Consider the following 20,301-nt stretch of genomic DNA (forward strand, 5'->3'; position numbering starts at 1 on the left):
CCGTCCTCGCCGCCGCGGGGACGCTCTCCCCCCTGCTGGCGGCATGGGGGCTTCAACGCGGTGAGCAGGCCCTGGCCGCCGGCACGCCGGCGACCGGACTGGCCGGTGCGGCGCTGTCCCTCCCGCTCGCCCGCACCCGTCGCAACCCCGGGCCGTCGAGCGGTGGGCCCGGGCGAAGGCGCGGCGGCTACCCCGACGAAGAGGCCCCGTGCGGCTCCGTCCCCTCGCACGCGGCCGGCCCTTGGGCATCCTCCTCGCACTTGCGCCGCGACTCCGAGGCGGCCCAGCGGAAGACGCCCCTGGCCATCAAGGACGCCTCCTCCGCCGCCCGTGCCTCGTAGACCTCCGCCCGTACACGGTGCAGGGACGCCCTGTCGGGCTCGGCGAGCACGGCCAGCTCCGCGAGGTGCCCGGCCAGCCGGTACTCGCCGGCGTCGGCGTGGCGCCGCGCGGCGTCGGCCAGCACCCCGGCCCCGCCGGCGAGCCCGGCGAGCTCGGTGGCCAGCCGGGCGTCGGAAGCGGGTTTCAGCCGGGCCGGGTTGCCGTCGTACCAACCGCCGTACTGGCGCCACAGGTTGCGCACCACGAACTCTGGCTCGTCGTAGGCGGCCCGTAGGTACGGGCGGCTGGACAGATGAGCCGGAGGGCTGACCGTGTGCAGGAGGTCGTCCAGCCGTGCACCCGCGTTGAGTCCCGCCAGGGTCTGCTCCACCAGGCTCTCCAGCCATTCCGCCGTCTCCTCCAGCGCCTGGCGGACGCGATCGGCGCCGAAGACCGGCGCGCCGTGCGAGGGAAGCATGATCTCCGCGCCCAGGGCGGCCATGCGGCGCAGCGCGAGGGCCCACTCCCTCGGATAGCGCTGCACCTTCTGGGGGTTGCCGCAGTTCGGGGCGAGCCAGATGAACATGTCACCGGGGCACAGGATGCGCCACCGGGGGAACCAGGCCACGGTCGCGTCGTCGGTCTCGCCGCGGACGTGGAACAGCTCGCAGGTCAGCTCGCCGGTCGTGAGGGTCATGCCGTCCCGGTAGGTGACGTCCGGGCGGCGGTACTCGGTGGGCCAGGTCAGGTCCGGAAGCTGGAACTGCCGTTGGTTGATCACCGCGTTGTAGCCGTTGGTGAGGACGTACCGGTCGAAGCGCGCCCCGGTCATCTCGTGAGCGACGACGGTGAGCGCCGGGCCTTCCTCGGCGTCGAACGGGCCGGTTCCACCCACGTGGTCGACGTGGCCGTGCGAGAAGACCGCGGTGGTGACCGGCATCTTGCTCCACCGGCGCAGGTCCTGGTGGAGGCCCGAGGCGTCATACGGATTCCCCGTGTCGAACAGGAGCAGCTCGCCCGCCGCGCGGAACGCGAAGGCGTTGCCGAACCCCGGGCGCCATCCGACGCCGTCGATGACGTCGATCACTCCGGCGCCGCTCTTCGGGGTGCTCACGATGCTGTCGTCGATCTCGCCGTTCCAGACGCGGTCGGCGTACTCGGTGACGGTGAAAGTCATCTCACTCCTTGGGCGAGGACCGGACGGCGGGCCCCCGGGGATCGGCGTGCGCCGGCACGGTGGTCTCCCGTGCGGCGACGGTCCCCGGCGATCGCCGACGAGCGGCGGCCGCAGGGTCGTCCCGAGGTGCCGTCGGCTCGTGCGCACACCACTTACCCAACGGCTCGTGAACTGTCCAGGCCCGGCGGTGCAGTCGGACCGTACAGGTGGACCGCGGTCACGGCGTACGACGCGAACCGGCCTCTTTTGTCTCGTTCTCGGCGTTCCCACCGGCCCTACCCACCCGTAGAAACCGGCGGTAACCCTTTCAACCGACAGGAGGACGTCCATGCACCGCAGAAGACGCAAGCTCCGACGTACGCTCGTGGCCGTCGTCGCCTCGGCCGTCGCACTCGGCGGCCTGACGGCAACGGCGTCGGCAGCCGGGACCGACACCCAGCCGGCCGTCTCGGCGCCGCTGCCTGCGGAACTGGAGCGCATCCGGGCGGCGGAAGCCGCAGCGCTCTACGGAAACCCCGCCGAGCGCCCGTTCGACGAGCGCAGGACCTCCATCGTCTCGCTCGGCGACAGCGAGATCTCCGGTGAAGGCATCGGCACCTACGAGCGGGGCACCAACGGGCCCGACAACTGGTGCCATCGCTCACCCGACGCGGCGATCCACCGCACCGGTATCGCCACCGACACCACGTACAACCTCGCCTGCTCCGGCGCCCGGACCGGCCACATCGTGATAGGCGGCAGCAAGCAGCACGACGACGAGCTCGTGCAGAGCGACCACCTCGCCATCAAGGCACGGAACACCACCGTCAGAATGGTGCTGCTGGTCGTCGGAGCCAACGACGACCTGCGCTTCGGGTCCGTCATGACCGACTGCGTCAAGCACTGGTTCCTGTTCAAGGGAACCTGTGCGCCCACCTACGCCCCCGGCTGGCAGGCTCGGGTCGACGGACTGCGGCCCAAGGTCGAGAAGGCGGCACGGGACCTGCGGACCGTGATGCGCGACGCCGGGTACGCGGACACCGACTACAGACTCGTCGTCATGGGCTACCCGAGCCCCGTGGGCCCGGACGTGTACGACAACCCCGGCTTCAAGGGCAAGCTGCTCGGCGGCTGCACCGGTCACGACTCCGACGCCGCCTGGGGTCGCGACCAGGCCGTCCCCGCGTTCGAGCGTGGGATCCGCGAAGCGGCTCGGGGGGCCGGCGCGGTCTACCTCGACAACTCGCGCCTCTTCCACGGGCATGAGGTGTGCATGGACAACGCGTGGGCGCGAGGACTCTACATCGACCTGCTCAACCCCTTCCCCCCGAACGCCAATTCCCTCCGGCAGTCCTTCCACCCGAACAGGCGCGGGCATGCCGCGTTCGCGGCCTGCCTGACCCAGCTGTACGCCGTCGACTGGCGCGAGGCGAGCTGTGCCGACCCGGCCAGCACCTCACGGCCCGTGCTCTACGAGGGTGCGTGGGACGACATGTTCCGTCCGCTGCGCAATCGGGCGACCGGCACCTGCGTCGACGTGGGCCGCTCGAAGACGGCGAACGGTTCGGACGTGGGTGGCTGGGACTGCCACGGCGGCCGCAACCAGGAGTGGTGGTACGACGGGGAACGGGGCTCCCTGCACAGCGCGCTCACACACGACCGATGCCTGGACGTGCCCCGCAGCGACTACTCGGCGGGGGCCTCGCCGCACCTGTGGAACTGCCACGGCGGGCCCAACCAGCGGTTCGTCCTGAGGGGCGAGACCATCAGGCCGAGGCAGGCGCAGCACCTGTGCCTGAGCCTGGCCTCCGCCGGGGGGGACCTGCGCCTGCGCCCGTGCGACGGCTCGGCGCAGCAGCGCTTCGCCTGAGTCCGCGCGGGTCCGCGCCCGGCGTCACACCGACAGACCGTTACCGGGTGGGGCCGGTGGTGATCCGGTCCCACCCGCGGACGGGCTCCGTCGCGCTCCCGTTCGCACAGTCGGCCGCGGGCCATCATCCTGATGGTGGAGCCGGCGGACGGGCCGTCCCCCCTCTCCTCGTCCACGACCGCTCGGCGCAGGGGACGACGGACGGGTGCTCGGCCTGCCCCACCTGGCGCGGACGGACAGCAGTCGCCCGGCCAGGTGCCGGCAACGGCAGGGTCGTCATGCGGCGCCCCGCGGGTCGCCCTCGGGCCGCGGGGCCACCAATCGCCTCCACCCCGTTTCTCCCGGCGCGGTACGCCGACGGGCCCGCCCGGCACCGACCCGTGAGGGACTTCCAAGGACTCGTCATGACACAACCGCTGATCCGGCAGATCCTCGACTACGACAACCGCGCGAACCCCTACCCCCTGTACGCGGAGCTCAGAAAGACGCCCGTGCTCCACGACGAAGGCGGCACCTACGTCGTCAGCACCTACTGGGAGATCCTGAGCCTCCTGCACGATCCCCGGGTCAGTTCCGACCGGCGCAAGCGCACCGTGCGGGACGTGTACGGCCTGTCCGAGGAAGAGGACGAGGCCTCGGCCCTGCCGCAGCCGTTCCTGCGCCTGGACCCCCCGGAGCACGACCGGCTGCGCACCATCACCAACCGCTCGTTCGGGCCGCCCCACTCGCCCCGGCGCGTGTACGAGATGCGCGGTGAACTCGAGGCGGTCGTCACCGGGCTCATCGACGGCATCGAGGACACGGGACGGATCGACCTCGTCGAACAGTTCTCGTACCCGTTCCCGGTCACCGCGATCTGCCGCCTCCTCGGCGTCCCCCGCGAGGACGAGTCGCGCTTCCACACGTGGGCGGACACTCTCGCGGCCAGCCTGGACCCCATGCCCGGGGAAGACCCGACGGAACGCAACCGACGGACCCGTGACGCAAAAATGCAACTGGGCGGCTATCTCGCCGAGCTACTCGAGGAACGCCGCCGCAAGCCGGGCGACGACATGCTCTCCGAGCTCGCGACCGGCTCAGGGGCGGTCGACACGCTGTCGACGATGGAAGCCATCACCACTGCGGCCCTGCTGCTGATCGCCGGCCACGAAACCACGGTCAACCTGATCACCAACGGGATGCTCACCCTGCTGCGCAACCCGGAGGTCCTCCGGCGGCTGGGCGACGACCCCCGGCTGGCCGTGCCCCTGGTGGAGGAGCTGCTGCGCTTCGAGCCGCCGGTGCAACTCCTGCCGAACCGCACCGCCGTCGCGGACATCGACATCGGTGGTGTCACCATCCCCAAGGGGGCCGCGGTGTGGCTGGTGCCGGGCTCGGGCAACCGGGACCCCCAGCGCTTCGCGGACCCCGACCGGTTCGACCCCGACCGCGGGGACGCCCAGCACCTGGGCTTCGGCAGCGGACTCCACATCTGCTTCGGCGCGCCGCTCGCCCGCCAGGAGACCCAGCTCGCGCTGAGTCATCTGGCACGCAGGCTGCACAACCCCCGGCTGCTGGAGGACCCGCCGCCGTACCGCCGGAACGCGGTCCTTCGCGGCCCCCGGCACCTGCCCATCGCCTGCGACGACATCCGGTCCTGACCCCGAGCCGCCGCCGGGCTCCGTCACCGCCGGCATGGCGTTCCCCGCGGCGGAACCGCCACCCCGGCGGCCGAGGGCACCGCCGGGGGCGTCCCCGGACGGGCCGGGCTCGCCGGCCGGACTCACCTCTGCGGCCGGGCGGCCGGGCCGGGTCTCGGAATCACGGCACGAGCCGGGTCATCACGGCGACGGGCAGCGCCGGGTTCGCAGCCGCCGCCCACACCACGAGCCAGTCGTCGTCGTCGAGCAGCTCGGCCAGGGACGGCGGCGGCAGAGCGGGGTTACCCGGCGGCGCGCCTCCCCCGCGCCCGTCCGCCAGGCAGGCGAGCAGAGCGGGGGCCCTCGCCGCCCGGAGTGCGGCCACCTCCCTGAACACCCGCCGGACCGGCGGGTCGTGCCGCACCAGGTCCTCCAGCAGTGCCGGGGAAGCGTCCGGGCTGCCCGTCGGCCGTCGGCCGAGCCGGCCCCAGTGGTCAGCGGTCAGCGCCGACAGGTCACCGGGCCCGTCCCTCGCCGCCGGATGCGGAGGCGCGTCCCCTCGCACGGAAATGCCGGGGACGGCGCGGCGCCTGGAGGAGGAGATTCGCCCGGCCCCATGCGGGACGGCCGCGGGCCCGGGCCGCGCCCCACCCTCGGACGCACCTGCCCGGACAGCGGATACGCGTGCGTCACCCGCCGGTGTCCAGCCGGAGGTTCCAGCGGCCCGGTCGGCCGGTCAGCACCACCGTGGACAGCGGCCGTACGTCCACGTTCCAGTACGTCCCGGGTGGCGCATTCAGCGCGTACACGAGTGCCGCGCGGACCACGGCGGGCTCGGCGACGGCCAGCACCGAGCTCCCGTCGTCGGCGGGCCGGGTGTCGAGCCAGCCTCCTATCCGGGTGATGAAGCCCAGCAGGGGCTCGCCGCCGTGCGGCGCCGAGCGCGGATCGGCGAGCCACTCGTCCACCGCGCCCGGCTCCACCGCCGCCACCTCGGCGAGCGTATGGCCGCGCCACCGGCCCATGTCGCAGTCGCTCAGCGCGGGCTGTGCCAGCGTGGCGTAGCCGAGGGCGTCGGCGGTGGCCCGGCTGCGGGCGGTCGGCGAGCAGTAGCGCAGTTCCGCCCCGCCCAGCGGAACGAGCGCGGGTGCGGCGAGCTGCACCTCGTACCAGCCCGCCTGGTCCAGGGGCCGGTCGTCGTCGAAGCGCTCGGCCAGCCGCGACGCGCAACGCGCGGCGGTGACGAGGGTGACCCGAACACTCATGGCGGGATCGTGGTACCGGACGCTCCCCAGGTCAAGAGGGGTTACTGACCGTTGACGGCGGTCACCGCGGCTTGAGGGCCATCCACTTCTCCGGGTCGGCGAGCGGGGCGAAGCCGGCCCTCTCGTAGACCCCGTGCGCGTCGTCCGTGGCGAGGACGATGCGCCGCAGTCCGAGCGGGGCGAGACGGTCGCGCACCGCCTCGGCCAGGCCGGTGCCGAGCCCCTTGCCGCGCGCGGCCCTGTCGACGTAGACGTCGCACAGGTACGCGAAGGTGGCGTGGTCGGTCACCACGCGCGCGTACGCGACGAGCTCGCCGGAAGCCCGGTCGTAGACCCCGAAATTGAGCGAGCCGGCAATGGCCCGGTCCTGCTGCTCCCGGCTGCGGCCGAGTGCCCAGTACGCGTCGGTCGAGAGCCAGTGGTGGATCCGGGCCGGGTCGAGGCGGGCCGGGTCCGAAGAGATCTCGTACTCGCCGGGGATGACGGTCGTGTCGCTCATCCCCGTACCTTCGCACCACCGGGGCCCGCCGTCAGCGGCGGGGCCGCGGACGTCCGGGGCACGGCGGTGCGTACCGCAGGCCGGGCCCGCACCCGGTCCGCACGCCGCCCGCACCCGGCCCGCACCGACCGGCCGGGCGTCCCGCCCGTCCGGAGCTCGCCCGGCCGGTCCCGTCAGCCCGTCCCGCGACTCAGGGTCTCGTCGCATGCGGTGCGCAGCCGCCGTACCCCCTCGGTGATCTCGGCCGCCCCGGCGACCCCGGCGAAGCTCAGCCGGATGTGCCCGGCCGGCGGTTCGGCGCTGAAGTACGGGCGGCCCGGTGCCACGGCGACGCCGGCGCGGAGTGCCGCGGCGACGAGGGCGGTCTCGTCGGTGCCGTCGGGCAGGCGCAGCCAGAGGTGGTGGCCGCCGGCCGGGACGTGCGGCAGGGCGAGTTCGGGCAGCCTCAGACGCAGGGCGGCCGTCATGGTGTCGCGGCGGGTCTTCAGCTCGGCGGCGACCGAGCGGAGGTGGCGGTTCCAGGCAGGGGCACCGACGAGTTCGAGCGCGGCCTCCTGCAGGGGCCGGGGGACGAAGAAGTTGTCGACCACGTGGATGGCCCGCAAGCGCTCCAGGACGGGTCCGCGCGCGGCGAGGGCGCCGACGCGCAGGCTCGGGGAGGTGGCCTTGGTGAGGGAGCAGACGTGGACGACGACTCCGTCGGGGTCGTCTGCGGCGAGCGTGGCCGGCAGCGGGCCGGCGTCGGCGTGGACCAGGCGCCGGGCGAAGTCGTCCTCGACGACGAACGCCCCGGCGGCGCGGGCGATCCCCAGCACCTCGCCGCGGCGGTCGGGGGCGAGCACGGCCCCGGTCGGGTTCTGGAAGAGCGGCTGGGTGACGAAGATCCGGGCACCGGTCGCGCGAAAGGCCTCGGCGAGGAGGTCGGGGCGGACGCCGTGGGCGGGTTCGGCGGGCACCGGCACCGGCCGCAGCCCCGCGGCCCGGGCGATGGCCAGCATCCCCGGGTAGGTGGGTGACTCCACGAGCACCGGCGAGCCGGGCGGGGCGAGGGCGCGCAGGGCGGTGGTGAGCGCGGACTGGCCACCGGCGGTCACCAGCACCTCGGCGGCGGTGAAGCCCGGGCCGATGCCGCGGGCGAACCAGTCGCGGAGTTCCGGCAGCCCGTCGGTCGGCGGACGGCCCCAGGCGCCGGGGCGCCGGCCGGCACGGGCGAGCGCTGCGGCCATCGCCCGCTCGGGCTGGAGCGAGGGGTGCAGATAGCCGCCGTTGAACTCGACGACGCCGGGCGGGGGCGCGGCGAGTGTGACGAGCACGCCGGAGGCGTCCACGGCACGGGGGACCACCTCGGCGGTGGCGTCCGCGCTGAGCGCGACCTCCTGCCAGGAGGTGTCGACTGAGGCAGGGTCCGTCCTCGGCTGTGCCCGGAAGGCCCCGGCTCCCGGGCGGGTGACGACGAGCCCCTCGGCGGCGAGCTGGGCCAGGGCGCGGGAGACCGTGACGGGTGAGACACGGTGCCGTTCGACCAGAGCCCGACTCGATGGCAGCTTCTCACCAGGAGAGTAGCGGTTGAGATCCCCCTTCAGGGATCTCACCAGATCGGCGACACTGCTACGCTCTTGCATGGAAGCACAGAATAGCGCTACTGCAGCCGGCACGGTAGCGGTCACCGATCCGCCGCCGCAGGGGCCGTCCACCTCGGCATCGGCGGCCCGGCGCGGCACCCTGCTCGCGTCGCTCGGCGTCCTCGCCTTCTCCCTCACCTTCCCGTCCACGGTCTGGGGACTGGAGTCCTTCGGGCCCTGGTCGCTGGTCGCCGTACGGAGCGTCCTCGCCGCCGCCGTCGCGGGAGGCTTTCTGCTCGCCCTTCGGGCGCCGCTGCCCGAGTGGCGCCACGGGGGTTCCCTCCTGGTGGTCGCCGGCGGAGTGGTCGTCGGCTTCCCACTGCTCACGACCCTCGCGCTGCGGACGTCGACCACGTCGCACGCCGCGGTGGTCGTCGGTCTGCTGCCGCTGACGACCGCAGCCTTCGCCGCCGTGCGCACGGGCCGCAGGCCGTCCCGGACGTTCTGGGCGGCCGCCCTCGCCGGTGCGGCCGTGGTGCTTGGGTTCACCCTGACCCAGAGCGGCGGCACCGTCTCGACGGGGGACCTGTACCTGTTCGGGGCGCTGCTGGTCTGTGCCGCGGGGTACACGGAGGGCGGCCGGCTCGCCCGGCTGATGCCGGGCTGGCAGGTGGTCGGCTGGGCCCTGGTGATGTGCCTGCCGCTCGGTCTCGTGGGGTCGGCGTTCGCTCTGATGGCCGAACCGGTCCGGCCGAGCGTGCAGGGGCTCGCCGGGCTGCTCTGGGTCACCGCGGGATCGACCTTCCTCGGGCTCTGGGTCTGGTACCGCGGTATGGCGGCGATCGGCATCGCCAGGGCCAGTCAGCTGCAACTGGCCCAGCCCCTGCTCACCCTCGTCTGGTCCGTGCTGCTGCTCGCGGAGCCCCTCTCTCCCGCCGCTCCCGTCGCCGCCGTCGCCGTTCTCGTCTGCATCGCGATCACCCAGCGCACGAGTATCCGAGGGTGACACAAGCCACACATCGGGACGTAGACTCTGAATACCGTCAACCCCCGTCAAGGAGGTCAGGCACGATGGAAGCCAGTGTGGGAGACAAGCTGCTCGTGCACGGCCGCGTCGTCGGTCAGCACGACCGGACGGCCGAAGTCGTCGAGGTACTCGGGGACAAGGGCACCCCGCCCTACCGCGTCCGCTTCGAGGACGACGGTCACGAGTGCCTGATGTCACCCGGCCCCGACTGCGTCGTACGCCACCGCCAGCAGTCCTGAGCCGAGTCCCCGGCCCGAGGTTCAGCGCGGCGGCCGGACCCGGGTCGGATAGTGGTCGGTCACCACCCTGGCCATGGCGCCGATCCGGTCCGTGACGACTTCCTTCGCGGCGAAGAAGCAGTGGCCGCGCACCTCCGGGTGGCGGCAGGCGAGGCTGAGGTGACGGGAGAGTTCGGCCGGGTCCTGCCAGGCGGCGGGCTGAGCGGGATCGCCGGCCTTGTAGAGCGCCTCTCCGACGAACAGGTCCACGCCGGTGCCCCGGGCCACCTCGGCCCACCAGGGCACCAGCTTCGCGTAGTCGGCGGCCGCGAAACCGATGTTCCAGTACAGCTGCGGGATCACATAGTCGATCCAGCCCTGGCGGACCCACTTCCGGGTGTCGGCGTGTAGGTCGTCGTACGTCTCCACGCCCGCCCGCGTGGCGGAGCCGAGCGGGTCGGTGGAGGAGTTGCGCCAGACCCCGAACGGGCTGATGCCGAAGCGGATCCCGCGGTCGATGCGCCTGATGCGTGCGGCCGTCTCCCGCACCAGCAGGTCGATGTTGTTGCGGCGCCACGCGGCCTTGTCCACGTACCCCCCGCCGTACCGCCGGTACGCGTCATCGTCGTCGAAGACCTGGCCCGCGACCGGATAGGGGTAGAAGTAGTCGTCCCAGTGGACCGCGTCGACGGGATAGCGCTCCACCGCGTGCAGCATCGCGTCCTGCACGAAGGCCCTGACCTCCGGGAGACCGGGGTTGTAGTAGAGCTTTCCACCGTACGGAAGCACCCATTCGGGGTGCCGGCGGGCCGGATGGTTCGCCGCGAGACGGCCGAGGTCGGTGTGGCCGGCGACCCGGTAGGGGTTGAACCAGGCGTGCAGCTCCAGTCCGCGCGCATGGGCCTCGGCGACGGCGGTGCCCAGCGGGTCCCACCCCGGATTCCGTCCCTGCACGCCGGTCAGGCAGGCAGACCACGGCTCGTACGGGGAGGGCCACAGCGCGTCGGCGGTCGGCCGCACCTGGAGGATCACGGTGTTCAGCCGGCGGGCCACCGCGCGGTCGAGCAGGCCCAGCAGCTCCGAACGCTGCCGGGCCGCGGTCAGTCCGGGCCGGGAGGGCCAGTCCCGGTTGGCGACCGTGGCCACCCACATCCCGCGGAACTCCTGGGGGCAGCCCCGCCGGCGGACCCGGGCGGGTGCCGCGGCCGCGTCCGCCGCCATGCCCAGCGCGGCGAGTGCGCCGGCCGCCGTGACGAATCCCCGCCGAGTGATCTGCCTCATATGCCGGGTCATGTACCGAGCCTCCGCACCACCGTGCACCGCGCCTTCGCGGGCGTCCGCGCACAGCATGCCCGCCCCGGGCACCCGTCCACACGCACCGGCGGAGTAACGTCGTGGCGTCGAGGCGGGCGCCGGAACCATACGGGGCCCGCCGCACCGAGATCAGCGAAAGGCACGATGTGACCGACACTGTGGCCGGCGTATCCCGCGTCGGAGTGGTGGGCTGTGGCCAGATGGGCGCCGGCATCGCCGAGGTGTGCGCCCGCAGCGGACTCGAGGTCAAGGTCGCCGAGACCACCGGCGAAGCCCTGGAGATCGGCCGGACGCGACTGTACAACTCCCTCTCGAAGGCCGCCGAGCGCGGCAAGATCAGCGAGGAGGAGCACCGCGCGACGCTGGAGCGGCTGACCTTCACCACCGACCTCGGGGAGTTCGCCGACCGCGACCTCGTCATCGAGGCGGTCGTGGAGAACGAGCAGGTCAAGACCGAGATCTTCCAGGTTCTGGACCAGGTGGTGACCAGCCGGGACGCCATTCTGGCCTCCAACACCTCGTCGATCCCGCTGGTGAAGCTGGCCGTCGCGACCTCCCGCCCCGACCAGGTCATCGGCATCCACTTCTTCAACCCGGCACCGGTGCAGAAGCTCGTCGAGCTGATCCCGGCACTGACCACGTCGGAGGAGACCATCAAGCGCTCCGAGGCCGTGGTCGAGCAGGTGCTGGCCAAGCACGCGATCCGCGCCCAGGACCGCTCGGGCTTCGTGGTGAACGCCCTGCTCATCCCGTACCTGCTCTCGGCGATCCGGATGTTCGAGTCGGGGATCGCCAGCCGGGAGGACATCGACAACGGCATGGAGCTCGGCTGCGCCCACCCGATGGGGCCGCTGAAGCTGTCGGACCTGATCGGGCTGGACACGGTCGCCTCGGTGGCCGACTCCATGTACACCGAGTTCAAGGAGCCGCTGTACGCCGCTCCGCCCCTGCTGCAGCGGATGGTGGACGCGGGGCGCCTGGGCCGCAAGACGGGCTCGGGTTTCTACACCTACTCGTGAGCCGGGCCGTACGCCCGAGCCGCGTCCGTTCCTGAGCCGGGCCGTACGTCCGGAGCCGCGTCGCATCATCCGCCGTCGTGTCCGGCTCTCCGCGCCGTGCCGCTCGGTGCGCGCCGCATGATTCGCACAGGTGTTTCACACGGGGCGTGAGGGGCGTGTCCGCACATGCCGTGCGCACACGCTCTCCGGCGCCCACCGGGGAGTGTTGACTCGGGATCGCTCGACCGAGGGGCCACCGGACGACCATCCCGAACAGGAGCAGAAAGGTGACCACCGACCCCGATCACTTGGCCGCCGTCGAGGAGTACGCCGAACTGCGCCGCGCCCTCGACGTCGGCCTCGCCCGTATCGACGGGCACCTCGCCCTGCTGGCCCAGCGCCACGACCGGATCGACCGGGACCTGGACGATCTGGCCGCGCGAGTGGCGACGCTCGAGCACACCAGGTGGCCCCTGCCCGCGGTCGCCGCCGCACTGGGTGCGCCGGCGGTCGCGGTCCGGCAGGCGGCCGGCCGGGCTGTGGCCGGAAAGGTTCGCCGGGAAGCTCGCGGCGTACGGTGCGGTGCATCGCAAGGCGGAGGATCGCCCTCGCACCGGGCGTACTCGGGCGACTCCGACAACGCCGCGAGGTACCGTGCCGGGCGTCTCGAGCCGGTGAACCCTTCCGGTCACAGCACTAGCTACTTGGGGCCGGCCCGTGGAAGCGCCGCCCGGCCCCGGCACGGGTACGGAGCCGTCGGGGCCCGCCGGGTACCCGCCCCGGCTCATCCCAGGCGCAGATGGTGCAGCAGCAGCAGCCCCGCCGCCATGTTGGCGGCCGGGACCTCGCCGCGGGCGACCATGTCCGGGACCAACTTCAGCGGTATCCACTCACGGCGCGAGGACTCGAAGTCGTCCTCGGGAGGGCCGATGTAGGTGGCTCCGTCCGACCAGTAGAGATGGTGCCGGGCATCGGTCAGCCCGTTGGACGGTTCCACGGTCATCAGGTGCCGGAGCGGTCCGGGGCGCCAACCGGTCTCCTCCTCCATCTCCCGGGCCGCGGCGAAGGCGACGTCCTCGCCGTCCTCCACGACGCCCGCGGCGAGCTCCCAGCCCCAGCTGTCGGTGATGAACCGGTGCCGCCAGAGCAACAGGACCTCGTTGGCCTCGTTGACGGCGGTCGCGACGGCGACCGGGCGCAGCCGGATCAGGAAGTGGTCGAGATGCCGGCCGTCCGGTAGCTCGACGTCCGCGAGATTGACCCTGAACCAGCGGTTCTCATAGACGGTTTGCTCGCTCAGCTTCGTCCACTGCACGGTTGTGCCACCTTCCGACAAGTAGATGGCAATATCGCAGCAGGAGCTCGGTCCCAGGGGAACGCTCACAGGAGGCGCAGGAGGGCTCACATGGGTACGCGCAGGGCCCCTTCGATGATTTCGGCCGCTTCGGCGGCCTGGGCGGAGCCGTTCGCCGCCAGGTGCGCCCGCACCGTCCGGAGGCGGTCCCTGAGCCTCAGCGACTCCATCCCCCTGGCCCGTTCGGTCATTTCGACGGCCGTCCGCGCCGCCCGCTCGGCCTCCCCCTGCCGCAGCTCGATCTGGCTGAGGACGGCCAGCCGATGCACCCTGCCGCGGTCGTGGGACGGCACGGCGGCCGCCGCGTCGGCGTGCTCCCTGGCCGCCCCCAGCTCCCCCAGGCACTGCAGCGCCTCGGCGACCTGGACGTTCACCAGTCCCGGCTGCACATAGCCCGTCTCGTCCGGCTCGTGCCCCGGGAGGATCCGCTCCGCCTCCTCCTCGGCCCGCCGGATCCGGCCCAGCGCCGCGCCCCCGTCGCCGAGATGGGCGTACGCCTTCGCCTGCATCGCGTAGAGGTCGGTGGCCAGCGCCGGGGTTATCTGCCGGCCGGCCGCCCGCAGCGCCGCCTCGGCGAAGGCGACCGCCTGCCGGTACTCCCCCATGAACAGGGACTGGTTGACGAGCAACGCGATCACGTACGCGCCGAGTCCCCGGTCGCCGCTCGCCTTCGCCAGCCGCAGCGCCTGGTGGAAGTAGCGCTGTGCGAGCCCGTGGGCGTCCGAGTCGTAGGCGCAGATGCCCGCGACGGCCACCAGTCCGCCGGTCGCCCGGTGCAACTGGCGGCCCAGGGCGTCGCTGTAGGCGCCGCGCAGCAGCGGGGCCGCCTCGCTGTCGAGGAAGCCGACGATCCGGGAGCGGGTGGCGATTCCCCCGGCCTTGCGGTACATCAGCTCGTAGTGGGCCCGGGCCGCGCGGAGCATCGTGATGTCCGCCATGCTGACCCGGGTGCGGCCGTCGCGTGACACGTCCGCGTCCTCCGGCGGGTTCTCCCACTCCCACACGGGCATCACGGCGGTTGTGCCGGTGACCGCCGGTGCGCCGATGACATGGGGACGCTGCTGCTCGTCGGAGCGCCACAGCGCCGTGGCACGCTCCACGAAGCCGGAGAGCGGGGACCCGTGCTGGACCGCGGTCTCCCCCGGTACGCCGAGTCCGATGTCGTCGAGGGTGACGGGGCGGCGCAGCCGTACGGCGAGCACCTCGCAGATCAGGTCCGGCACCTGACCCCGCGGACGCTGACCCTTCAACCAGCGTGCCACGGCCGTGTGTTCGTAGCGAAGCGAGAGCCCTCTCGCCCGGCCCGCCTGGTTCACACGGGCAGCCAGACCCGCGTGCGAGATGCCCGCCTCGTCGAGCAGCGCGTCGAGCAGGGTGTTGGGCTGCATGGGCCCCTCCGTTGGCTCGGTGTGGCCCAGGGTAGTGGAGCGGGCTTCGCACGGGGTGTGAAACAAGTGCATATATCCGTGCCGTGCGCGCTCTGCCGCCGTCCCGCCCGCGCCGGTTGACTGTTCTTCCTCTCAAGGAGGCGGCCGGGCCGCCGGCTCCCCCTCGTACAGTGCGGCGGCCCGCATCCGCGCCGTCCGTCCTGCTGATCTGCCCGACACTCCGCGGCAGGACGGACGGCGCCGGCCGCGAACAGCCCTTTCCCCGTCGGTGATTGGAGGGATCAGGGCGGGAACGGCGCAGCTCCGGTGACGGACTGCGCCGGCACCCGTGTCCAGCCCTCGCGCGACGGCGGCGTGCCCGGGGGCACGGCTCGGCCCGCGGTCCGGGGTGACCAGGCCGAGGAGCGCACCGACGGGGCGACACGGGCAGCGCGGGCGCGGGGCCCGAGCGGTGCGGCGGCCGGACGGGCCGGGGCCTCACCGCGGCGATCCCCCGGCGCGACCTCACCGGACGAGTGGGCTCGAAGGAGCGGGACGGTGGTGTGCATGCGCAAGGGGGCGCGTCCGGACCTGATCCGGACGCGCCCCCTTGCCCTGTCGGCGGTGGACGCTCAGGCGCCGCGCAGTACCGCTCCGGTGCGCTCGCCGGCGAGCGCGACGGCGGCGTCGCGGGCGGCCGACGCCTCCTCGACGGTCAGCGTCCGGTCGGGGGCGCGGAACCGCAACGCGTACGCCAGCGACTTCCTGCCCTCGCCGATCTGCTCGCCCTCGAAGACGTCGAACAGGCGGATGGACTCAAGCAGTTCGCCGGCGCCCTCGTGCAGCGCCTTCTCGACGTCGGCGGCGGGCACCTCCGCGGCGACGACCAGCGCGACGTCCTGCGTGGCCACCGGGAAGGTGGAGATCCGCGGTGCCTGGAGGGCGCCCTCGCCGGCCCGCTCCAGCAGGTCCAGCTCCAGCTCCATCGCGCAGGTGCGCTCCGGCAGTCCGAGCGCCTTGATGACGCGCGGGTGCAGTTCGCCCGCGTGACCGACGAGGGTCTCCTCGCCGTCCACCGAGGCGTACAGCGCGGCGCAGCGGCCCGGGTGCCACGGCATGTGCTGGTCGGCACGGACGGTGAGCCCGGCACCGGCCTCACGGGCGACCGCCCGAGCGGACTCGATCGCGTCCGCCCAGTCCGCGGGACGGCCCTCGCCCCACCAGCCGGCCTGCTCTCGCGCCCCCGCCAGAACGGTGGCGACCCGGCGCGGCTGGTGCGGCAGCGCCGCGTTCAGCACCGCGATCTCCTCGTCGGTCGGGCGGCGGTCGACCGGCAGCACGCCCGGGACCGTCTCCTCACCGGTGGGCCGGAAGACCAGCCCGGTCTCGAAGAGCGCCAGGTCGTGCGAACCCCGGCCGACGTTGCGGCGCAGCGCGGAGAGCAGTCCGGGCAGCAGCGTGGTGCGCAGCGCCGGCTCCTCGTCGGAGATCGGGTTGACCAGCGTGACCACCGTGCGCCGGGGGTCCTCGGCCGCCAGACCGAACTGGTCCAGGACCGCCTCGCCGACGAACGGGTAGTTCAGCGCCTCGACGTAGCCGGCGCCGGACAGTGCGCGGCCGACGCGGCGGTGCAGCCGCTGGCGTGCGGTGAGCCCACGGCCGGAGGGCGGGGTGGGCAGTGTGGACGGGAGGTTCTCGTAACCCTCCAGCCGGATGACCTCCTCGGCGAGGTCGTTCGGCTCGTGCAGGTCGGGACGCCACGACGGGACGGTCACCAGGAGCTCGTCCTGGCCGTACACGTCGCAGCCGACTTCCTGCAGCCGGCGGACCACGGTCTCGCGGCCGTAGGCGACACCGGCCACCCGGTCCGGGTGGTCGGCGCGCATCGTGATGGTGCGCGGCGCGGACGGGGCGACGATCTCGGTGACCCCGGCCTCGGCGGTGCCGCCGGCCAGCAGGACGAGCAGGTCGACGGTGCGCTGCGCGGCCGCGGCGGCGGCCTGCGGGTCCACTCCTCGCTCGAAGCGCCGGGACGCCTCGGACGACAGCTTGTGGCGGCGGGCCGTGCGGGCGATGACGACCGGGTCGAAGTGGGCGGCCTCGACGACGACCTCGGTGGTACCGCGCACCTCACCCGTCTGCGGGTCGGTCTCGGAGTCGGCGATCTCCGTGTTCGCCCCGCCCATCACGCCGGCGAGGCCGATCGGCCCGCGGCTGTCGGTGATGACCAGGTCCTGGGCGTCCAGAACGCGCTTGACCCCGTCGAGGGTGGTGAACTTCTCGCCGGCCTCGGCCCGGCGGACCCCGATCGGGCCGTCGAGCCGGTTGCGGTCGTAGGCGTGCAGGGGCTGGCCGAGCTCCAGCATCACGTAGTTGGTGATGTCCACGGCCAGCGAGATCGGCCGCATCCCGGCCTTCTGCAGCCGGCGCTGCATCCAGATCGGCGAGCGGGCCTCGGGGTCGAGCCCGACGACGGTACGCGCGGTGAAGCGGTCGCACCCGATCGGGTCGGCGATCCGCACCTGGTAGCCGTACGAGTTCGGCGCGGGCACGTCGAGCAGCGCCGGGTCGCGCAGCGGCAGCCCGTAGGCGGTGGCGGTCTCGCGGGCGACACCGCGCATCGAGAGGGCGTAGCCGCGGTCGGGGGTGACGGCGATGTCAAGGACCTCGTCGTACAGCTCCAGCAGTTCGGTGGCGTCGGTGCCGACCTCGATCTCGGGCGGCAGCACGATGATGCCGTGCGTCCCCGCCCCCCAGTCGCCCAGGCCGAGCTCGTCGGCGGAGCAGATCATGCCGCGGGACATCCGGCCGTACGTCTTGCGCTCGGCGATGCGGAAGTCGCCGGGCAGGACGGCGCCGGGCAGCGCCACGACGACCTTGTCGCCGACGGCGAAGTTGCGGGCGCCGCAGATGATCTCCTGGGGCTCGCCGGTCTGGTTGGACCGGCCCACGTCGACCGTGCAGAAGCGGATGGGCTTCTTGAACTCGGTCAATTCCTCGACGGTCAGCACCCGGCCGACGACCAGCGGGCCGGTGAGCCCGGCGCCGAGCTGCTCGACGGTCTCGACCTCGAGGCCGGCCGAGATGAGTTTGGCCTGTACGTCACGGCCGGTCTCCGTCGCCGGCAGGTCGACGTACTCCCGCAGCCATGAAAGCGGGACCCGCATCAGATCTCCATCCCGAAGGGCCGGGTGAACCGGACGTCACCCTCGACCATGTCTCGCATGTCTTCGACGTTGTGGCGGAACATCAGCATCCGCTCGATGCCGAACCCGAAGGCGAATCCGCTGTACTTCTCGGGGTCGACGCCGCAGGCGGTCAGCACCTTCGGGTTGACCATTCCGCAGCCGCCGAGCTCGATCCAGCCCTCGCTGGAGCAGGTGCGGCAGGGCCGGTCCGGGTTGCCGACGGACTCGCCCCGGCAGACGTAGCAGACCATGTCCATCTCAGCGGACGGCTCGGTGAAGGGGAAGAAGTTCGGCCGGAGCCGGGTCTTCATTCCCTCGCCGCCGAAGAGCGCGCGGACCATGTGGTCCAGGGTGCCCTTGAGGTCGGCCATGGTGAGGCCCTCGTCCACGGCGAGCAGCTCGACCTGGTGGAACACCGGGGTGTGGGTGGCGTCCAGGTCGTCGGTGCGGTACACGCGGCCGGGGCAGATCACGTACAGCGGCGGCTCACGGTCCAGCATCGAGCGGACCTGCACGGGCGAGGTGTGCGTGCGCAGCACCACGCCGGAGGCGGACTCGTCCCCCTCGCCGCCGGTTCCCTCGGCGCCCTTCACGAAGAAGGTGTCGTGCTCACCGCGGGCGGGGTGGTCGGCCGCGATGTTCAGCGCGTCGAAGTTCAGCCACTCGGTCTCGACCTCGGGGCCCTCGGCGACCTCGTAGCCCATGGCCACGAAGATGTCCTCGATGCGCTCCGACAGCGTGGTCAGCGGGTGGCGGGCGCCGGACGGGGTGCGGTCGTGGGGCAGCGTGACGTCCACCGCCTCCTCGACCAGCACCCGGGCGTCGCGCTCGGCCTCCAGTTCGGCCTGGCGCGCGGCCAGGGACTTGTTGACGGCACCGCGGGCCTGGCCCACACGCTTGCCGGCCTCGGCCTTGGCGTGCGGCGGCAGGGCGCCGATCTCACGGTTGGCGAGCGCGAGCGGCGAGGTGGGGCCGGTGTGCGCGATCTTCGCCTCGTGGAGCGCGTCGAGGTCGCCCGCGGCGGCGAAGGCGTCAAGCGCCTCGTCCCGCATGCGCTCGATCTCTTCCGGTTTCAGTGCCTCGACCTCGACAGGGTCGTACGACTTGTTGGGTGCCGACATCTCTTCCCGTGCTTCCGATGGGGTGGCTGGTGCCCCCGCTCGACGACCGAGGACGCAAAGGTGCCAAAGGACGAGTTTAGCGGGGTGACGGTACGCGAATGAGCCCGTGGGCCGCCGGGGCGCTTATCAGGTGAGATAGGCGGGCGTGCCCACGGGCAACGTAAATCGGAACTCCGCGCCGCCGCCCGGGCCGCGGCCCACGGTGATCGTCCCGCCGTGCGCCTCGACGATGCCCTTCACGATGTACAGGCCGAGACCGGTGCCACCCCGCTTGCTCCCCCGCCAGAAGCGGGTGAAGACACGGCCCATCGACTCCTCGGGGATGCCGGGGCCTTCGTCGCTCACGGTGACGACCGTTCCCTTCTCATCGCTGCTGCCGGACGCGGGTGCCACCTCGATGGTGACCGTTCCGTCCCCGTGGCGCACCGCATTTTCGAGGAGGTTGCCGAGAACCTGGTCGATCTTGTCGGGGTCCGCCCACAGCTCGGGCAGATCGTGGTGGACGCGGACGAAGAAGCGGTCCGGGGACTGGCCGCCCGCGGTGTACGCCTGGACGTGGCGGCCGACGGCGGCGGCGACGTCGACGGGCTGGCGCCGCACTTCCAGCCGGCCGGAGTCGATGCGCGAGATGTCGAGGAGCTCCGCGATCAGCCGGGTCACGCGGTTGGCGTCGGCGTCGACGGTCTCCAGCATCAGCCGCTTCTGGTCGTCGGTGAAGCGCTCCCACTTGGCGAGCAGGGTGGCGGTGAACCCCTTGACGGAGGTCAGCGGGGAGCGCAGTTCGTGGGCGACGGTGGCGATCAGCTCGGCGTGGCTGCGCTCGGTGCGGCGGCGCGCCTCGGTGCCGCGGAGGCTGACGACGACGCGGCGCACGGGGCCCGTGGGCGCCTCCCGTACGTAGCGGGCGGAGACCAGGACCTCGCGGCCGCCCGGCAGCAGCAGATTGCGCTCGGGCTGGCCGACCCGGGTGGCGAGGCCGCCGTACGGATCGGTGAGCGGCCACCAGCGGCGGCCCTTGAGGTCCTCCAGGGGCAGCACGTGCTCCAGCGGCCGGCCGAGAGCGCGGTCGGCGGGCACGGCGGTGATGCGCGCGGCGGCGGCGTTGAAGCAGACGATCCGGCCGTTCTCGTCGGCGACGACGAGGCCGTCGGGGAGGTCGTCCGGGCCGATGCCCGGACCCGCACCGTCCTCGGCGCGTGCCGATGCCAGGAACGCCTCGGACGGCCCGCTGGTGCCGACACTCATCCCCGTACCCCACCTCTCGAACCGGTGCAGTGGGTCCCCGAGCCCGTCACCCTACTAGTCGGCGGTGACGGAGCGACACCCTGCGTCCACCGGCGGTCGACGTCGGCCGACGCGTGGCCGGAAAGCGGCGCCGTCCGCCCGGACCGCCGGGCGTCGCCGGCCGGGCGCACTCGCGGC

General features: G+C 72.9%; 16 protein-coding genes and 1 pseudogene. 6 read left to right on the forward strand and 11 right to left on the reverse strand.

The genetic code is table 11. From position 1 onward, the window contains the following. Positions 1–187: 187 nt before the first annotated feature. Positions 188–1,498 carry an alkyl sulfatase dimerization domain-containing protein gene (locus QMZ92_RS01275; protein ID WP_283295341.1) on the reverse strand — a complete coding sequence of 437 codons (1,311 nt, stop codon included), beginning with the start codon at positions 1,496–1,498 and terminating at the stop codon, positions 188–190. Positions 1,499–1,826: 328 nt separating this feature from the next. Here QMZ92_RS01275 and QMZ92_RS01280 point away from each other — a divergent pair, with 328 nt between their 5' ends. Continuing rightward, positions 1,827–3,347 (forward strand): ricin-type beta-trefoil lectin domain protein, encoded by a 1,521-nt coding sequence (locus QMZ92_RS01280; RefSeq protein ID WP_283295342.1) that lies wholly within the window; start codon positions 1,827–1,829, stop codon positions 3,345–3,347. 404 nt (positions 3,348–3,751) lie between these two features. Then, complete coding sequence (locus QMZ92_RS01285) at positions 3,752–4,987, forward strand: cytochrome P450 (protein WP_283295343.1); 1,236 nt, start codon at positions 3,752–3,754, stop codon at positions 4,985–4,987. A gap of 160 nt (positions 4,988–5,147) precedes the next feature. On the opposite strand, the gene QMZ92_RS01290 is transcribed toward QMZ92_RS01285, so the two are convergent. The 4 genes from QMZ92_RS01290 to QMZ92_RS01305 all read right to left on the reverse strand — a co-directional run bounded on the left by QMZ92_RS01290 (position 5,148) and on the right by QMZ92_RS01305 (position 8,451). Then, on the reverse strand, positions 5,148–5,531 hold the full coding sequence (locus tag QMZ92_RS01290) for a hypothetical protein (RefSeq protein WP_283295344.1): 384 nt from the start codon (positions 5,529–5,531) through the stop codon (positions 5,148–5,150). A 124-nt stretch (positions 5,532–5,655) separates the two neighbouring features. Then, the gene (locus QMZ92_RS01295) at positions 5,656–6,231 is read right to left on the reverse strand and encodes a histidine phosphatase family protein (RefSeq protein ID WP_283295345.1); all 576 of its coding nucleotides are present in this window, start codon (positions 6,229–6,231) and stop codon (positions 5,656–5,658) included. A gap of 61 nt (positions 6,232–6,292) precedes the next feature. Continuing rightward, positions 6,293–6,730 (reverse strand): GNAT family N-acetyltransferase, encoded by a 438-nt coding sequence (locus QMZ92_RS01300; protein WP_283295346.1) that lies wholly within the window; start codon positions 6,728–6,730, stop codon positions 6,293–6,295. Positions 6,731–6,903: 173 nt separating this feature from the next. After that, positions 6,904–8,451 carry an aminotransferase-like domain-containing protein gene (locus QMZ92_RS01305; protein WP_502961962.1) on the reverse strand — a complete coding sequence of 516 codons (1,548 nt, stop codon included), beginning with the start codon at positions 8,449–8,451 and terminating at the stop codon, positions 6,904–6,906. Between QMZ92_RS01305 and QMZ92_RS01310 the strand changes: the two genes are divergently transcribed. Beyond that, complete coding sequence (locus QMZ92_RS01310; protein WP_283295348.1) at positions 8,351–9,298, forward strand: DMT family transporter; 948 nt, start codon at positions 8,351–8,353, stop codon at positions 9,296–9,298. The genes QMZ92_RS01305 and QMZ92_RS01310 overlap by 101 nt on opposite strands. Before the next feature lie 65 nt (positions 9,299–9,363). Beyond that, on the forward strand, positions 9,364–9,558 hold the full coding sequence (locus QMZ92_RS01315) for a DUF1918 domain-containing protein (protein ID WP_138056243.1): 195 nt from the start codon (positions 9,364–9,366) through the stop codon (positions 9,556–9,558). Between the two features lie 21 nt (positions 9,559–9,579). On the opposite strand, the gene QMZ92_RS01320 is transcribed toward QMZ92_RS01315, so the two are convergent. Beyond that, positions 9,580–10,758: a glycoside hydrolase family 10-like protein gene (locus QMZ92_RS01320; protein WP_502961970.1), complete on the reverse strand. Its 1,179-nt coding sequence runs from the start codon at positions 10,756–10,758 to the stop codon at positions 9,580–9,582. 251 nt (positions 10,759–11,009) lie between these two features. Here QMZ92_RS01320 and QMZ92_RS01325 point away from each other — a divergent pair, with 251 nt between their 5' ends. Next, entirely contained in the window at positions 11,010–11,870 is an 861-nt protein-coding gene (locus QMZ92_RS01325) for a 3-hydroxybutyryl-CoA dehydrogenase (protein WP_283295524.1), read from the forward strand. A gap of 266 nt (positions 11,871–12,136) precedes the next feature. Beyond that, positions 12,137–12,382 (forward strand): annotated as a pseudogene (locus QMZ92_RS01330) (hypothetical protein); the annotation flags it as partial. A 251-nt stretch (positions 12,383–12,633) separates the two neighbouring features. Here QMZ92_RS01330 and QMZ92_RS01335 read toward each other — a convergent pair. The 5 genes from QMZ92_RS01335 to QMZ92_RS01355 all read right to left on the reverse strand — a co-directional run bounded on the left by QMZ92_RS01335 (position 12,634) and on the right by QMZ92_RS01355 (position 20,124). Next, the gene (locus QMZ92_RS01335; RefSeq protein ID WP_283295350.1) at positions 12,634–13,164 is read right to left on the reverse strand and encodes an NUDIX hydrolase; all 531 of its coding nucleotides are present in this window, start codon (positions 13,162–13,164) and stop codon (positions 12,634–12,636) included. A gap of 86 nt (positions 13,165–13,250) precedes the next feature. Beyond that, positions 13,251–14,591 (reverse strand): NsdA family TPR-like regulatory protein, encoded by a 1,341-nt coding sequence (locus QMZ92_RS01340; protein ID WP_283295351.1) that lies wholly within the window; start codon positions 14,589–14,591, stop codon positions 13,251–13,253. 611 nt (positions 14,592–15,202) lie between these two features. Continuing rightward, on the reverse strand, positions 15,203–17,737 hold the full coding sequence (pheT, locus tag QMZ92_RS01345; protein WP_283295352.1) for a phenylalanine--tRNA ligase subunit beta: 2,535 nt from the start codon (positions 17,735–17,737) through the stop codon (positions 15,203–15,205). Continuing rightward, complete coding sequence (gene pheS, locus QMZ92_RS01350) at positions 17,737–18,879, reverse strand: phenylalanine--tRNA ligase subunit alpha (protein WP_283295353.1); 1,143 nt, start codon at positions 18,877–18,879, stop codon at positions 17,737–17,739. Before pheS ends, pheT begins: the two co-directional genes overlap by 1 nt. 126 nt (positions 18,880–19,005) lie before the next feature. Next, positions 19,006–20,124, reverse strand: a complete 1,119-nt coding sequence (locus QMZ92_RS01355) for a sensor histidine kinase (RefSeq protein ID WP_283295354.1) — start codon at positions 20,122–20,124, stop codon at positions 19,006–19,008. Positions 20,125–20,301: the final 177 nt, after the last annotated feature.

It is taken from the genome of Streptomyces sp. HNM0645, from assembly GCF_030056615.1.
Taxonomy (GTDB): Bacteria; Actinomycetota; Actinomycetes; order Streptomycetales; family Streptomycetaceae; genus Streptomyces; species Streptomyces marianii.